This window comes from Halococcus sp. AFM35 (genome assembly GCF_051195015.1).
Classification (GTDB): domain Archaea; phylum Halobacteriota; class Halobacteria; order Halobacteriales; family Halococcaceae; genus Halococcus.
This window is the reverse complement of sequence record NZ_JBNTJU010000011.1, coordinates 1-14,653: the sequence shown is the minus strand read 5'-3', so window position 1 is coordinate 14,653 and position 14,653 is coordinate 1. Positions and strand designations below refer to the sequence as shown.

Genomic DNA, 14,653 nt, shown 5'->3' with positions numbered 1-14,653 from the left:
TAAACCCCGCGACCGCCAGTCGAACACGGCCGTCGACGCACGACGGCAACCGGAAAACACATACCCCGAGCCTCGGCATCTGAGACATGCAACTTTCCGGCAAGCGCGTGCTCGTCACCGGCGGGGCGGGTCTCGTCGGCTCGCATCTCACGGCGCAGCTCCTCGACGGGAACGAAGTCGTGGTCGCCGACGACCTCTCGAAAGGCTCCCGCGAACGGGTTCCCGACGGCGCGACGTTCGTCGAAGCTGATATGACCGATTCTGACGACGTGGCGCGCGTTCTCACCGCGGACCTCGACTGTGTGTTCCACTTCGCTGCCTACACCGACACCAACTACGCAAATCCTCGAAAACTGTTCGAGGAGAACTCCGCGATGACCTACAACGTGCTCGAACGCGCCCACGAGGTCGGCGTCTCGAACGTCGCCTTCACTTCCTCGTCGACGGTCTATGGCGAAGCGCCGATGCCGACCCCCGAGGACTACGCCCCGCTCGAACCTATCTCCATCTACGGCGCGAGCAAGCTCGCCGACGAGGGGATTCTCTCGACGTACGCCCATTCCCACGACTTCACCGTGTGGCTCTTCCGCTTCGCCAACATCGTCGGCCCGCACCAACGCGGGAACGTCGTGCCCGATTTCATCGAAAAGCTCGCTGACGACCCGAACGAACTGGAAATCCTTGGCGACGGTCGTCAGGAGAAATCGTATCTCCACGTTGACGACTGCGTCGAGGCCATCCAGCATATCGTCGAACACACCGACCAGTCGATGAACACCTACAATCTCGGGACCCGAACGACGACCTCGGTGACGGGAATCGCGGACATCGTGGCCGACGAGATGGGTCTCGACCCCGAATACGAATACACCGGCGGCGACCGTGGCTGGACCGGCGACGTGCCGCGAATGCGTCTCTCAATCGAGAAACTCACCGCGCTCGGCTGGTCGCCCGGCCTGTCGAGCGATGCGGCGGTCCGTCGCGGGGCGCGCGAACTCATCGCGGAGCTGACCTGAGTTACACCGCAATCTCGACTCGGGCTTCACAGTCGTGATTTTCGGCTTCGAGCGTCGCCACCGCCGTATGGGTGCCCGCATCCGGGTTCTGCCACTTGCCCTCGTAGGTCACCGACTCGCCGGGGTCAAGCGATTCCGATTGGAGCGCCTGCGTGAACATCCGGCCCCGCGACCACCGCCAGCGTTCGTCCTCACCATCGAGCACCGCGAAATCCGCGCTACAGGAGTCTCGAAAGGAGAGTGTCACGGGGTCGTCGCCGTCGTTTGCGACCGTGAACGAAAACGAGACGCGGTCGGTTTCGACCCGTGTATCGAGGCTGCCAGTGAGTGTCATACCGTGTATCGAACGAGGACGGAAAAAAGCGTGCGGGCCGAGGGCGGTGGGGTTTTGCCCCATCGCCGCCGACCACTGGTGTGCAAATCGTCGGCTATCGGAGCGACGACCCCGCCCTGCTGGTCGCCGAGGGAGGGGCTGTGTGCCGGCAATCGCTCGCTCCCGGGACCGGACTCGCCTATACGCTCGGTGAACGCCACTGTGCCGGGACGATAGAGAGCGAGAGGCACGTCGCCTGCGAGCGCGAGCGCGCGCCGCACTGCGAAATCCATACCACGCCGTGGGCGGTGGCGAACAACCGCGATTCCGACGAGGAACACGCCATCTACCTCGCCGCCTTCGCGCCGGCGGTGTTCAAGGTCGGCGTCACCAGACTGGAGCGTCTCGAAACCCGCCTGCACGAACAGGGTGCCGACCGCGCCGCCCACGTCCATACCGTTCCGGATGGTCGCATCGCCCGTGAGCGCGAAACGTCGATTGCCAGAGAGCATAACATCACCGAGCGGGTGCGCGCCACAACGAAAATCCGCGGGCTGGGTGAAACGGTCGACGAACGCCGATGGGAAACGCTACTCGCCGGGTTCGACGTCCGCGAGGAGTTCACCTTCGAGTACGGACTCGCCCTCAACGGGCGACCGGTCGCCGAGACGCTTTTGAGTGGTGTCGTCCGCGGCGTCAAGGGTCGGGTGCTGGTGCTCGACCATCGAGATACGACCTACGCGGTCGATATGCGTGACCTCGTGGGTTACGAACTTCACGAGGGCGCGACAGACCGGGAACTACAGGCGAGTCTGGCTGGCTTCTCGTGACTCGACTGGGTACCGAACGCTTTTCCGGCGGGCTAGCCAACCGGGGCGCATGGCAGACGACGAACCCGAACCCACCGACGAGGAGTCGAGCGAGGAAGTCGAGAGTACCGACGACGAGGAACAGTCCTTCCGCGAGCGCGTCGAGGAGATCAGAGAACAGCGCGACGAGGAGGGCGAAGGCGACGGGCAGAGCCGCGAGGAGCGCATGGAGGAGATGATGGGCGGCGGCGGTCCCGGCGGCGGCATGGGCGGTGGCGGCAACCCCTTCGCCCAGATGATGGGCGGCATGATGGGTGGTGGCGGTCCCGGCGGCGGCATGGGCGGCCCGGGAGGCATGGGCGGCGGTCCGGGTGCGGGTCCCGGCGGCCCGGCCGAAGAGGGGAGCAACGAGGAGATGGTGCGCGAGGTGCGCCAGCTCCGCGACGAGGTCCACGACGTCCGACGGACGCTCGAACGCATCGCCGACGCGCTCGAAGACTGAGCGGGTGACTCTTTTCGACGGATGACCGAGTGGCGAGCTGTCGTCGCCGGCAGCGGGGTGGCGCTCGCCGCGGCCGTCGTCGGACTCACGGTGGCCGTGCCGGAAGCGCTGTGGCCGCTCGCGGTCGGCGCGGTGCTCGCCGTCGGTCTCGGCTGTGGTTTCGTCGCCGGCCGCCGGTCGACCGGCCGATGGCGCTCGCGGGCGCGAACCGGTGCGTTGGCTGGCTTTCTCGGCGGTGTCGTGCTGGCGAGCGTTCTCTGGGCGAGCATGAGCAACGCACTCCCATGGATCGACTATAGTACGTTCTGGCTACTGAACAGCCTCATCGCGGCCAATCCGGTCGGCATCGAGCGCGTGCCGTGGCTGTACACCGGAAACACGCTGTTCTGGCCGATACTGGGGAGTTTCGTCTGTCTGTTCGCCATCGAGGGCTACGTCGCCGGTGGCGTCACGACGAGCCAAAGAACGGGTTCGGTACGTGTTCGGTGACGGCGTGCCTACTCGACGAACTCGCTGCCGAGTTCGATCCCCTCGTCGTCGAGACACTCGCCGACGAGTTTCGCGGGGTTGCCGACGACGGTGCAGTTCGGCGGGACGGATTCCAATACGACTGAGCCGGCCCCGACGCTCGCGCCCTCGCCGATGGTGATCGGTCCGAGCAGGGTAGCGTTCGCTCCCACCGTTGCCCCGTGCTCAAGTGTAGGGTGGCGCTTTTCGTCTTCGAGCGTGTCGCCGCCCAGCGTCACGCCCTGATAGAGCATCACGTCGTCGCCGATATCCGTGGTCTCACCGACGACGACGCCCGCACCGTGGTCGATGAAACACCGCCGACCGACCTCGGCTCCGGGATGGATTTCGACGCCGGTGAGCAGTCGGGTGAGGTGTGAGAGGACTCTGGCAGTGAGTCGAAAGCCGCGGTTCCAGCAGGCGTGAGTGACTCGATGTGCCCAGAGGGCGTGCACACCCGGGTAGGCGACGAGGACTTCGAGCGCGCTTTTTGCCGCCGGGTCTTTCGCCAGTGCGGTCCGGATGTCCTCCCTAACCCGCTCGACTATCGATGGCATGGGTGTACCACTCAGGATTCAGCGACCATAAACAGCGCGACGAGCGGGCGCAACAGTAAAGAAACGCCGCCCGGATGAACGGTTATGGACTTCAGTCTCTCGGCCGAGCAACAACAGATCGAGGAGATGGTCACGGAGTTCGTCGACAAGGAAATCAAACCCCGTGCCGCCGATATCGACCACGACGACGAGTTCCCCCACGACCTCGTGACCGAGATGGGCGACCTCGGACTCATGGGCATGCCCTTTCCCGAGGAGTACGGCGGTGCGGGACTGGATTATCACTCCTACGCCATCGGTCTCGAACACATCGCGCGCGGCTCGGGCGGTCTCGGCACCGTCGTCGCCGCCCACATCAGCCTCGCGGGCAACATGCTCTACGAGTTCGGCACCGAATCCCAGAAAGAGGAGTTCCTGACGCCGCTCGCCGAAGGGGAGGACATCGGCGCGTTCGCGCTCTCGGAAGCGGGTGCAGGAAGCGACGTGCCGGCGATGGAGACGGTAGCCAAGAAGGAGGGCGACGAGTACGTCATCGACGGCGGGAAGCTCTGGATTTCGAACGGCTCGGTCGCGGATACGGTCACGCTGTTTGCAAAGACCGACCCCGACGCCGGCAACAAGGGCATCTCCTCGTTCATCGTCCGACCCGACGAGGACGACGGGTTCCACGTCGAAGGGACCGAGGACAAACTCGGCGACAAGGGTTGTCCCACGGCGGAGTTGCGATTTTCCGGGATGCACATTCCCGAGGAGCGACGGCTTGGCGAGGAAGGGAGGGGCTTCGTCCACGCCCTGAAGACTCTCAACGGCGGGCGCATCACCATCGCCGCCCGTGGCGTGGGTATCGCACAGGCGGCCCTCGACGAGGCGCTCGACTACGCCCAAGACCGCGAGCAGTTCGACCAGCCCATTGCGGAGTTCCAGACCATCCAGCACAAACTCGCCGACATGGACACCAAGCTACAGGCCGCTCGCCTGCTGATGCATCGAGCAGCGGACCTGAAGATTCGCGGTGAGGAATTCAGAAAAGAATCCGCACAGGCGAAACTCTATGCGAGCGAGATCTCGCGCGAGGTCGCCAACGAGGGCATCCAGATTCACGGCGGCTACGGCTACACCAAGGACTTCCCCGCCGAGCGATTCTATCGGGATGCGAAACTCAACGAGATCTACGAGGGGACGAGCGAAATCCTGCGCAACACCATCGCGCAGAACTTACTGGAGTGAGTCTTAGCCGTTTCCTATACAGGGAGATCGACTAGCAAGTGTTTGAATGAAAATATTTCATGACTAAAGTGGGGGAATTAAATACACTTATATATTTTCAGTACGTGTTTGTCAGTATGGCCAGCACAACGCCACCACATAGGGCAGCACCGGAGACACTACAGGCTCTTTGTCTCGCGTTAAAGGATGGCCCGTTAAATAAATCGAAGCTATCTTCAACAGCGGGTGTCAGCAGAAGAAAGCTGGATAAGACAATCGATTACGGCCGCCAGATTGGATTTCTGTCGTCCGACCATGGAGAAATCAAGGTTGTCGGGAAAGGCAACGCACTCAGTTATGCTGGAAACAGCAACAGTGAGGAAGTAAGTCAGATTTTCTATGATGCGGTTGAGGAATTCACACCATACCGGACCATACTAGTCCGAATATTCAATGAAGACAAAACAGAAGGAATCCGGGGCAAGACTAGTATCACTCGTGAAGCTGTTGAGGAAGAACTCAGGATTGTATTCGAATTTGATGGAAAGAGCAGAACAGTCGAAGATGCAGCAAACACATGCCTAAAAACTCTAGATGCTGCTGGACTCGGAACGTACAAGCAGGGACGAAAAGGGTATCCCACCCGACTCTCAGGGAACTCAAAACTGGAAGAGACGGGGGAGAAGTGGACCAAGAAATATGAATCGAAAGTGAACGCAAAAACAGTATCAAAACCATCAGGCACGAATGCGGATGCCCGTTCAGAAGAGTCACGGCAGGATACCATGAATCCGGGTATTGATGACGTAGCGGGAGCTGTCTCTGGTGCTCCAATCGTTCTTCAACTGAACCTCTCCAATGGTGATTGGTCAAAGAGTGACGTCTTAGAAATACTCGATAAGGCCCAATATTCATAGCCAATTCACACCATACTCGTGCTGGAATCGAGAAATCCGAAACTATTCTATCAACCATAATTAAACTGCTTGTCTGACCGCCACTACTGTGCCGACACCGACGCCGAGCGACAGCAGCAGGCTCCCGGTTTTGTGGGCAACGGCGACAGTCGCGCCAGCAGCGACCCACTCGGGAACGCCGCCGTCGGCGAGCGCGGGCGCGATGAACGCGACGACGACCGCACCCGGCAGCACGTCCAGCCCCGCCTCGGCGCGCTCCGAGAGATCGACGCGACCGACCAGCCAGAGACCGCCGGCCTTGGTGGCGTATGTGACGAGCGCCATGCCGAGGATGAGGGCGACGACGGCGGGGTTGAGCGCGAGCGCGCTACTCATGGCTCACCATCTCCACGCCGGCCCCCGCGAGCGCACCGACGATGACGTACCACTCGCCGGGGAGCACGTGATTGATGACGAGCGCGACGCCGGCGGCGGCGAGCCACGGCCGAATCGATTCGCGTCCCTCCCAGAGACCGACGGCAAGGGTGAGGAACAGGGCGGTGAGCACGAAATCCAATCCGTACTGTTCGGGCGCGCCGAGGAAGCCGCCGGCGGTCACGCCGAGCACGGTCGAAACGACCCACAGCAGCCAGAGCACGAGACCGCTGCCGAGCAAGAACGCGCCCCGCCGGCTGCCCGACCGGAGTTCGCCGATGGTGAGCGCCCAGTTCTCGTCGGCGGTGAAGAAGACACTGCCATATGCCGCCCGCGGCGAGAGCTGGCGAAACCACGGCCTGAGTGCAGCCCCCATCAGGAGATAGCGGAGGTTGACGATGCCGACGGTGGCGACGACGGTCGCGGCCGGGACCGAATCGGCCCAAAGCTCGACGCCGATGAGTTGGGCCGCCCCGGCGAGCACGGTCGCGCTCATCAGCGCGGCCTCGGCGACGCTCAGCCCCGCCTGGTCGGCGATGACGCCGAAGACGACCCCGTAACCCGCGACGCCGACCGCGACCGGCAACCCAGTAACGAATCCCTCGCGGACGCCCGCGAGCGTGAACGTTACCGTTTCGTCGGCGGTTTCTGGGTCCGCCGCCGCGGTTTCGGTCGCCGCGCACTCGGTTGCCGACTTCGCTTCAGCCACTGCCCTCACTCCGACTTGCGCACATCACGAGAACCGATGACGGTCGCGCCCATAACGGTTCTGAGAGCGGTCATCAGGGTCCCCCGCCGAAATTCCCACAGACGACCCGTCGCGCTTTTGCGGTGGCTCATCCAATGTACGGCAATGACCGACGAAATCACCGAAGTCAACGGTATCACCGCCCGATACACCGAAACCGACACCGAGCGCGTGCTCGCCTTCGAGTCGGATGGGGCGAGCGCCGCCATCGCACAGAACCGGGATGGATACGCGATGCTCAAGGTTCGACCCACGGCAGAGGGCGACGAACTCGAACGGTACTATGGCTTCGAGATGGCGCTCGACCACGCTGCCGAGTTGTTGAGAACCTCCCCACACGACCTTCCCGTCCCCGAACCGGCTGCCGACATGGGGATGTAACTCAGAGCGCCACGAAGATCAGATACGGTAGCAAAAAGAGGACGAGAGTCATCACGAGCAAAATCGCGCCGTATCCGGCGACCGTGCCGGCAATCGTCAGCCACGCGGGGTGGTCGTACTCCGAGAGCGCGCTCATGGTTCGAACAGTTCGCGCGCGGACTTAAATCCCACTCAGGCGGTGATGTCGCCGATGCGCTTCGGTTCGCCCGAGAGGGTGGGATTCGGCTCGACGATTTGGAGCACTTCGTGGTCGGTGACCTCGGGGTAGGATTTATCGATGGCGTCCTCGACGAGCGCGCGTTCGAGGCGGAATTCCGTTCCTTCGTAGACGACATCGACACCCTGCTCGTCGAACGACAGCGCAGTCATACCCGGACTACGTGCGTCGCGGATAAAAGCCGCTCGCGTTCGCGGCGGGAGGCTGGATTTATTAGCGATGGCCACCGAGCGTCGGTGTGTCGTTTCGCTCGGACCCGCTTGCCGAACTCGTCGTTCCCGACGGGACGACGGTCGAGGAGCACGCCATCGTGACCGATTCGGCTGTGATCATCGGTACCCAGAGCACGATAGCGCTCGGCGTGCGCGGCCGGAACGTCATCGCTGGCGAGCAGGTCGCCTTCGAGGGCGACATCGAGGCGAGTTCGGACTGCCGGCTCGACATGTGGTGTACGGTCGACGGCAACGTCCTCGTCGGCGAGAACGCCTATATCGGCGAACGGGTCGAAATCGACGGCCAGCTCGTCGTTGCTGGAGATTTGGATATCGGCGACGACGTCGAAATCACCGAGGGCTTCGACGCCAACGGCTGGATCGTCATCCGCAATCCGGTCCCGACGCTGGTCTTCCTGTTCACGTATCTCACCCACCTCCTCCATCTCGGTGAAGAGGACATGGCCGAGGACGTGCTCTCCGAAGTGTTCGAGGGCCACGACGAACAGCCATTGGTGATTCCGAAAAACGCCACCGTCGGCGACGACGCGTGGCGCGTCTCGACGCCCGCCCGCGTCGGCGAGGACTGTCGGCTCCACGGCAACCTCCGCGCCGAATCGATTTCCGTGGGCGAGGACAGCGAATGCTTCGGCAGCCTCCGGGCGCGCGAGTCCATCACCATCGAGCGCGGGACAACCATTCATGGGGATGTGACGACCCGCGGCGGGTCGGTCGAAATCGCAACGGGAGCACACGTCCGCGGCGACATCGCCTGTGAACAGCTGCGCCTCCACGAGGGCGCGGTCGTCGAGGGGGCGATGCGCGCCCGCGGCGAGATGACAATCGTCCAGGAGCGAAATCGTTCCGAACCAGACCGCTCGGCGGACGGGCAGCGCGACGACCGCTCCGAGGGGTCGTCCGAACGCACTTTCGAGCAATCGAGCACGGGCGAGCAGCGGGCGCAATCGACCGGCGAGCGGGCCGAATCCGACGAATCGAAAGGCAGTTTCACCTCGCTCGAATAGGCGAGCCATGCTCTCGCTCGCGCTCGCCGGCAAGCCAAACGCCGGCAAATCGACCTTTTTCGCCGCGGCGACGATGGCCGACGTCGACGTCGCGAGCTATCCCTTCACGACCATCGACCCCAATCGCGGAATCTCTCATGTGCGCACCGACTGCCCCTGTCTCGCGCGTGAGGAGCGCTGTGGCGACGAGCACTGTCACGACGGCACACGCTACGTCCCCATCGAACTGCTCGATGTTGCCGGGCTGGTGCCGGGTGCACACGAGGGGAGAGGACTGGGCAATCAGTTCCTCGACGAACTCATAAGCGCCGACGTCATCCTCAATGTCGTCGATGCCTCGGGCGGCACGAACGCCGAAGGTGAACCCGTCGAAGTCGGTGCTCACGACCCCGCCGAGGACGTGGATTTCGTTACCGAGGAAATCGAGTGCTGGCTCGCGGGCATCATCGCGCGCAACTGGGAATCCGTCGAACGCCAGTCCCGTTCGCCGGGGTTCGATATCGACGAATCGCTCGCTGAGATGCTCACCGGCGTGGGCGCAAGCGAGGCAGCAGTCGCCGCGACGCTGCGCGAGATAGACTATCCCGCTGACCCCCGCGAGTGGACCGACGAGCATCGGCGAGACCTCGCCCGCGACATCCGCGCGCGCACCAAACCGCTCGTCGTCGTGGCGAACAAGGCCGACAGCGCACCCGCAGGCAACGTCGAGCGCCTCCAGGAGATGGGCGAGACGATTCCGGCCAGCGCCGAGGGCGAACTCGCGCTCCGCCGTGGTGTCGAGAGCGGGGCCATCGACTACGACCCCGGCGATGCCGACTTCTCCATCGCTGGTGACCTCACCGACGACCAGCACGCACGGCTCGACGAGCTGCGGGCCCTCATGAGTTCTTATGGAGGAACCGGCGTCCAGCGCGCGCTCGATACCGCCGTCTACGACCTGCTCGATTTCATGACCGTCTATCCCGTCCAGAACGAGACGAAGTGGACCGACGGACAGGGCAACGTCCTGCCCGACGCCTTTTTGCTGCCGAGCGGTGCGACGCCACTGGATTTGGCGTACGCCGTCCACTCCGACATCGGCGATGGCTACCTCCATGCCGTCGACGCGCGTTCGGACCGGCGCATCGGCGACGACCACGAGTTGGAGGAAGGCGACGTGGTGAAGATCGTGAGCACGGCCAACTGATGGCGTTTCATGTGCCTATCGAGGAGCCACAGCCGAGCCAACTGTTTCTCAGCGGGCGCAAACTCCACGCGGCGACCGAATGGTTCGACTTCGACGAACCGCGCTACGAGCCGATTTCGGTCCTCCGGCTCGACGGCGAGTGGGTCTGTATCGACGGTCACACCCGCGCCTATCTCGCATATCTCGCCGGTGCGGAGGAGTTGCTCGTCGCCGAGGCGACCGACGAAAGCCATCCGGTGGCGCTGTACGCCGACTGCATTGGGTGGTGTGAGGCGAAAAGTCTCACTTCGGTCGCGGGTTTCGCCGGCCGAGTCGTGAGCCACGAGACCTACGAACGTCGGTGGGTGGACCGGTGTCGGCGCGTGGCTGCCGTGCTCGCCGATTAGTTCATCACTTCGGCCGTATCGATACCGATGACGACGCCCGCATCGATGTCTTTTCGCGGCTTGTCGGCGGCCGAAAGCAGTCGTTCCGTCTGTTCGGTGTGTGTCCGCTGGACGGCCCCTGCGAGTCGGTCCTCGAAGTCGTGTTCGTCACGCAGCCGCTCCCAGACTTCCGTATCGACGAGGTATGCACGAACCCCCTCGACGCTCACGTAGTCGTAGTCGTCTTCGTACCGCGAATGTTCGCCGATGAGTGCGGCGTTGAGCACCACGAGCGCGTCCGCGAGGTCCTCGCGCGGCACGTTTTCGTCCGCTGCGACGCTCTCGATGACGTCGTTCTCGATGGGCGTTTCGGCCGCTTCGTCCGTGCCGCCGTCGGTCGCCGCTCGCTCGGCGTGGGTCGTCGGGTCGTCGTGCTGGTCGTTGGTCATACACAGGTGGTTCGCGTGGCGTACGTTTCGGCGTTGTGGTCCTCCGTGAGCGAGATGGTTGCTGTCCGCCGAATCACGACAGCGGTCGAACGAGCACGGCGAGAAACAGGAGTGCCAGAAACAGATACGACCCGCGCATGAGCAGTTCGGTCGCACGCCGAGGCTCGAACCGCCGGGTGGCGAGCGCGACGACGGCGAACGCGACGGCGGCGAGCGCGGTGCTTGGCGGGAACAGTTCGACGAACGCGCCGACGAGCACGCCGACGAGTGCCACTCCAATGAGCAGGTGGGCGCTCCGACGGGCACGGTCACGGCCGAGCACCACCGCGACGGTGCGCTTGCGGATCGAGCGGTCGTAGTCGTAGTCCGTCGCGTCATCGATGACCTTGATGCCCGACAGCAACACGAGAAAGACGGCTGCGAAGGCGAGCGCCGACGCGGTGAGTTGGCCCGTCTGGACGTAGTACCCGCCGAGGATGGCGAGCGCGATGCCCAGCGGGTAGCCGAGCGTCGCACCGACGGGATGCATGTCGAGTTGCGGCGCGTGGAGGTAGGCGACCAGCCACGTCGGCAGGGTAACGACCGCTGCGCCCGGCCCGACGGCGAGCCAGAGCCAGCCGGTACAGAGCGCAAATCCGCCTGTCGAGAGCACGAGTCCGAACCGGCAGCCCGCCATCGTGAGCGGGTGGTCGTCGTCCTCGCTGCGGACGTAGAAATCGACGTAGCCGTCCTTGACGTGGGCAGTATAGACCGCGAAGAACATCGCTACCATATGGACGAGCGCCACTCGCGGCACGAGCGTCGGCGCGAGCACCGCGCCGAACCACGAGGCCGCCAAGGGTGGCAGCATGAACACCGGATGGACCTGCGAGGCGAGTGCGGCGAACTCGTCGCGAATCCCGTGCCCGTGGCGTGCGATAGCCATGTCGACCGATAGAACCGTGGGTCACATAGGTGTGTGGTCGATGACGGCTCAGTCGGACCGTTCACCCGCCGGCGACTCGACGCTCCCGCTATCGGGACCCATCATCGCGTTCTCCCGGAGGTCGGCCTCGATGTCTTCGAGCGAGCGCCCCATCGTCTCGGGAACGCGCGAGTAGATGAACACGAACGCGAGGAGGCAGAACCCGCCGAGCAGCCAGAACGAGGGACCCTCGCCGAGACGGTTGATGAGCGGGAGAAAGGCCAGCGCGACGACGAAGTTCGCGCCCCAGTTGCAGACGCTGGCGACGCCCTCGGCGGTCCCGCGGATGCGAAGCGGATAGATTTCGGAGATGAGCAGCCAGAACACCGGCCCGAGGCTGATGGCGTAGAAGGCGACGTACAGAATCATGCTCGCGAGCGTCACGTAGCCGACGACGCCAGAGAGACCAGGCAGGAAGAAGCCAAGCCCCAAAATCCCGAGCATGACGGTCATTCCTCCGGTTCCGACGAGCAACAGCGGTCGCCGGCCCACGCGGTCGACGAGGAGGATAGCGACGACTGTCAAGAGGACGTTGACGATGCCGACGCCGATTGTGCCGACGAGGGAGGCGATGTTACCGAACCCGATGTTGTTGAGGATCGTCGGCGCGTAGTAGATGATGGTGTTGATGCCGCTTACCTGCTGGATGACCGCGAGACCGACGCCGGCGATGAGCGCCGGACGGACCCACGGTTCGAGCAGGTCCGAGAGGTCGCCCTTTTCTTCGATTTCGCTCACCTCGCGGATGTCCTCGATTTCCTCGTCGACGTCGTCCGCATCACGAATGCACGAGAGAACGGTTCTAGCCTCGTCGATTCGGTCGTGTTCGATGAGCCAGCGCGGGCTTTCGGGCAGGTAGTACGTCCCGAGCGCGAGCACGGCCGCGGGGACCGCACCGAACCATAGCATCCAGCGCCAGCCGATGATGCCGAGGAACTCGGGCGCGAAGACGTAGTTGATGAGGTACGCAAGCAAGATTCCGACCGTTATCATCAGTTGCTGGAAGAACCCGAGCGCGCCCCGGATGTCCGATGGAGCCGTCTCGGATATCAACAACGGGCCGACAATCGAGGCGACGCCGACGGCGACGCCCTCGACGACGCGCCAGCCGATGAGCCACGCCAGCGTCGGCGACAGCGCCATCCCGAACGAGCCGACGAAGAACACGACCGCACCCCCGAGCGTCAGTCGGCGGCGGCCGAATCGGTCGGCCAACGTTCCGCCGGTCGCTGCACCGATCATCGCCCCGACGAGCACGCTACTCGTGACGACGCCTTCGAGGAACGGCGACAGCGCGAACGACTCGTTGATGTACAGCAAGGCCCCGGAGATGACGCCGACATCGAAACCGAACAGCAGCCCGTTGAGCGCGGCGATGGCGGCGATGACGTAGACGAACCGAGAGTGCTCGCGCTCGGCGTTTGCCAGCCTGTCGAGCACGCTCACCGTTCATCTCCATCAGGTCGTCGTCGGTCGCCGATTCGGTTCGGTCGCTTTCGGTCGGTATAATTCACTCGCCACTCACCCGAAGGGAGTCCATAAACGCCCGACGCCGAGCGGTCGTGAATATATTTTGTTTGCCGTATCCGGTATCATCGACCGATATGCTTTTGCCGCTCGACGTGTCTCGCACTGGGATGGTCACCGGCCAATGGCGGGCGATTCGGCCATCAGCTCGACCCACCCGACGAACGATGGCGGACCGGCGATGGTTCGTCTCGATTGGTGGTCCGCTCAGTCGTGATGGAGCTTCCCTCTGAAGTACTTGCGCAGCGCGATACCGACCGCATAGAACGATAAGACGACCAACAGCAGAACAAGCGCTGTCCCCCAGCCGAACGCTTGTGCGTCCTGTGCACCGACACCCGCGGAGATGGTTGCGTACAGCTGATAGGGGAGCGCGCTGGCGGCGGTCAGCAGCGCGTCATTGGTTACAAAAGGTGGCGTCGCGCTGAACTCGAACGACGAGAACACACCGGGTGTACTGCTCGGAAACGGCGACCCGGCCATCACGAGCAACAGTGGTGCAGTCTCACCCGCAATGCGACCTACTCCGAGAATGATGCCCGTGATGACACCGGGCAGCGCCGCCGGGAGGACGACGCTTCGAATCGTCTGCCACTGGCTCACCCCGAGCGCCGCGCTCGCATCACGATATTCATCGGGAACGCTCTGCAGGGCCTCCCGGCTCGTGATGAGCACCAGCGGCAACAGCATGAACCCCAATACGAGAATCCCCGACAGCAGCGAATTTGTGTTGCCGAAACGCGGTACCAGAAAGGCAGCGCCGAACAGTCCGAAGACGATGCTCGGCGTACTCCAGAGACCGTTCGTCGTGACTTCCACGATACGAGTGAATCGGCCCTGTTCGGCGTACTCAGTGAGGAACACTGCCGCCCCGACACCGAGCGGCACCGCGAATAGGACTGTGCCGATGACGATCCAGACCGTTCCCATGATCGCCGGTAGCACACCCGGGATGTCGACGTAGATACCCTGCGAGACGTTCATCACGAACGGCCAGTCGATGGGCAGCGCCACCCCGAAGATTTCCGGCCCGACTCCCAATCCCGCCTTAATTCCTTGTAGAACCTTCGAAGCGCCTTTGATAGCGACGAATGCGACCAACGCTACCATGACCGTGACCATCGCCAGCGCGTTCAGTCCCATCAGGAGGTACGCACCGCTCTGTCGTCCGCGACTACCGAACCCGACGCTCGCCTTTGCACCCGCCCACGTGACCAGCAAACTCGACAGTGCGACCATCGCACCCATGACCAGCGGGGCGTGAAACGTCGCTTCGAGATTCCCAGGGTCCCACGCCCACTCTGGAGTGATGATCCCCGCGAGCAACACGACACCAAC

The 14,653-nt window shown here is 63.5% G+C and carries 20 protein-coding genes; 10 read left to right on the top strand and 10 right to left on the bottom strand.

Going from position 1 to position 14,653, the window contains the following annotated elements; translation table 11 throughout:
• Positions 1 to 86: 86 nt before the first annotated feature.
• Entirely contained in the window at positions 87 to 1,016 is a 930-nt protein-coding gene (locus tag ACQUQO_RS10215; RefSeq protein WP_435077894.1) for an NAD-dependent epimerase/dehydratase family protein, read from the top strand.
• A gap of 1 nt (position 1,017) precedes the next feature.
• Here ACQUQO_RS10215 and ACQUQO_RS10210 read toward each other — a convergent pair whose 3' ends face one another.
• On the bottom strand, positions 1,018 to 1,350 hold the full coding sequence (locus ACQUQO_RS10210; RefSeq protein ID WP_435077893.1) for a BsuPI-related putative proteinase inhibitor: 333 nt from the start codon (positions 1,348 to 1,350) through the stop codon (positions 1,018 to 1,020).
• Positions 1,351 to 1,430: 80 nt separating this feature from the next.
• Here ACQUQO_RS10210 and ACQUQO_RS10205 point away from each other — a divergent pair, with 80 nt between their 5' ends.
• From ACQUQO_RS10205 to ACQUQO_RS10195, 3 genes are read left to right on the top strand one after another with little or no spacing between them, the layout of a single operon-like run.
• Entirely contained in the window at positions 1,431 to 2,159 is a 729-nt protein-coding gene (locus ACQUQO_RS10205; protein ID WP_435077892.1) for a DUF2797 domain-containing protein, read from the top strand.
• Between the two features lie 49 nt (positions 2,160 to 2,208).
• Positions 2,209 to 2,640, top strand: coding sequence for a hypothetical protein (locus ACQUQO_RS10200; RefSeq protein ID WP_435077891.1), 432 nt, complete (start codon positions 2,209 to 2,211; stop codon positions 2,638 to 2,640).
• Between the two features lie 21 nt (positions 2,641 to 2,661).
• Entirely contained in the window at positions 2,662 to 3,129 is a 468-nt protein-coding gene (locus tag ACQUQO_RS10195; RefSeq protein WP_435077889.1) for a hypothetical protein, read from the top strand.
• A gap of 8 nt (positions 3,130 to 3,137) precedes the next feature.
• Here the strand turns inward: ACQUQO_RS10195 and cysE are convergent, their stop codons facing one another.
• Positions 3,138 to 3,704, bottom strand: a complete 567-nt coding sequence (cysE, locus tag ACQUQO_RS10190; protein WP_435077888.1) for a serine O-acetyltransferase — start codon at positions 3,702 to 3,704, stop codon at positions 3,138 to 3,140.
• A gap of 84 nt (positions 3,705 to 3,788) precedes the next feature.
• Between cysE and ACQUQO_RS10185 the strand changes: the two genes are divergently transcribed.
• Together ACQUQO_RS10185 and ACQUQO_RS10180 are read left to right on the top strand one after the other, a co-directional pair.
• Positions 3,789 to 4,931, top strand: coding sequence for an acyl-CoA dehydrogenase (locus ACQUQO_RS10185; protein WP_435077887.1), 1,143 nt, complete (start codon positions 3,789 to 3,791; stop codon positions 4,929 to 4,931).
• Positions 4,932 to 5,047: 116 nt separating this feature from the next.
• Positions 5,048 to 5,827: a hypothetical protein gene (locus tag ACQUQO_RS10180; protein WP_435077885.1), complete on the top strand. Its 780-nt coding sequence runs from the start codon at positions 5,048 to 5,050 to the stop codon at positions 5,825 to 5,827.
• A 60-nt stretch (positions 5,828 to 5,887) separates the two neighbouring features.
• On the opposite strand, the gene ACQUQO_RS10175 is transcribed toward ACQUQO_RS10180, so the two are convergent.
• Both ACQUQO_RS10175 and ACQUQO_RS10170 read right to left on the bottom strand, forming a co-directional pair.
• Complete coding sequence (locus ACQUQO_RS10175) at positions 5,888 to 6,202, bottom strand: AzlD family protein (RefSeq protein WP_435077884.1); 315 nt, start codon at positions 6,200 to 6,202, stop codon at positions 5,888 to 5,890.
• Positions 6,195 to 6,950, bottom strand: coding sequence for an AzlC family ABC transporter permease (locus tag ACQUQO_RS10170; protein WP_435077883.1), 756 nt, complete (start codon positions 6,948 to 6,950; stop codon positions 6,195 to 6,197). The genes ACQUQO_RS10175 and ACQUQO_RS10170 overlap by 8 nt, the downstream gene beginning before the upstream one ends.
• Before the next feature lie 144 nt (positions 6,951 to 7,094).
• Between ACQUQO_RS10170 and ACQUQO_RS10165 the strand changes: the two genes are divergently transcribed.
• On the top strand, positions 7,095 to 7,370 hold the full coding sequence (locus ACQUQO_RS10165; protein ID WP_435077882.1) for a DUF7111 family protein: 276 nt from the start codon (positions 7,095 to 7,097) through the stop codon (positions 7,368 to 7,370).
• 1 nt (position 7,371) lies between these two features.
• On the opposite strand, the gene ACQUQO_RS10160 is transcribed toward ACQUQO_RS10165, so the two are convergent.
• Together ACQUQO_RS10160 and ACQUQO_RS10155 are read right to left on the bottom strand one after the other, a co-directional pair.
• A complete protein-coding gene (locus tag ACQUQO_RS10160) occupies positions 7,372 to 7,506 on the bottom strand; it encodes a hypothetical protein (RefSeq protein ID WP_435077881.1) in 135 nt (44 codons plus the stop codon).
• A gap of 35 nt (positions 7,507 to 7,541) precedes the next feature.
• Positions 7,542 to 7,739 (bottom strand): DUF5800 family protein, encoded by a 198-nt coding sequence (locus ACQUQO_RS10155; RefSeq protein ID WP_435077880.1) that lies wholly within the window; start codon positions 7,737 to 7,739, stop codon positions 7,542 to 7,544.
• 86 nt (positions 7,740 to 7,825) lie between these two features.
• On the opposite strand from ACQUQO_RS10155, the gene ACQUQO_RS10150 reads away from it, so the two are divergent.
• The 3 genes from ACQUQO_RS10150 to ACQUQO_RS10140 are packed head-to-tail and all read left to right on the top strand — an operon-like array spanning position 7,826 to position 10,396.
• Positions 7,826 to 8,824 carry a polymer-forming cytoskeletal protein gene (locus tag ACQUQO_RS10150; protein WP_435077879.1) on the top strand — a complete coding sequence of 333 codons (999 nt, stop codon included), beginning with the start codon at positions 7,826 to 7,828 and terminating at the stop codon, positions 8,822 to 8,824.
• A 7-nt stretch (positions 8,825 to 8,831) separates the two neighbouring features.
• Positions 8,832 to 10,010 (top strand): redox-regulated ATPase YchF, encoded by a 1,179-nt coding sequence (locus ACQUQO_RS10145; RefSeq protein WP_435077878.1) that lies wholly within the window; start codon positions 8,832 to 8,834, stop codon positions 10,008 to 10,010.
• Positions 10,010 to 10,396, top strand: coding sequence for a histone acetyltransferase (locus ACQUQO_RS10140; RefSeq protein WP_435077877.1), 387 nt, complete (start codon positions 10,010 to 10,012; stop codon positions 10,394 to 10,396). Before ACQUQO_RS10145 ends, ACQUQO_RS10140 begins: the two co-directional genes overlap by 1 nt.
• Here the strand turns inward: ACQUQO_RS10140 and ACQUQO_RS10135 are convergent.
• The 4 genes from ACQUQO_RS10135 to pstA all read right to left on the bottom strand — a co-directional run.
• Positions 10,393 to 10,824, bottom strand: coding sequence for a hypothetical protein (locus tag ACQUQO_RS10135; RefSeq protein WP_435077876.1), 432 nt, complete (start codon positions 10,822 to 10,824; stop codon positions 10,393 to 10,395). The two genes, ACQUQO_RS10140 and ACQUQO_RS10135, sit on opposite strands and share 4 nt — an antisense overlap.
• A 73-nt stretch (positions 10,825 to 10,897) precedes the next feature.
• On the bottom strand, positions 10,898 to 11,749 hold the full coding sequence (locus ACQUQO_RS10130) for a UbiA family prenyltransferase (RefSeq protein ID WP_435077875.1): 852 nt from the start codon (positions 11,747 to 11,749) through the stop codon (positions 10,898 to 10,900).
• A 48-nt stretch (positions 11,750 to 11,797) separates the two neighbouring features.
• Positions 11,798 to 13,234 (bottom strand): sugar porter family MFS transporter, encoded by a 1,437-nt coding sequence (locus ACQUQO_RS10125; RefSeq protein WP_435077874.1) that lies wholly within the window; start codon positions 13,232 to 13,234, stop codon positions 11,798 to 11,800.
• Between the two features lie 288 nt (positions 13,235 to 13,522).
• A partial coding sequence (gene pstA, locus ACQUQO_RS10120) for a phosphate ABC transporter permease PstA (protein ID WP_435077873.1) occupies positions 13,523 to 14,653 on the bottom strand: 1,131 nt, incomplete at its 5' end.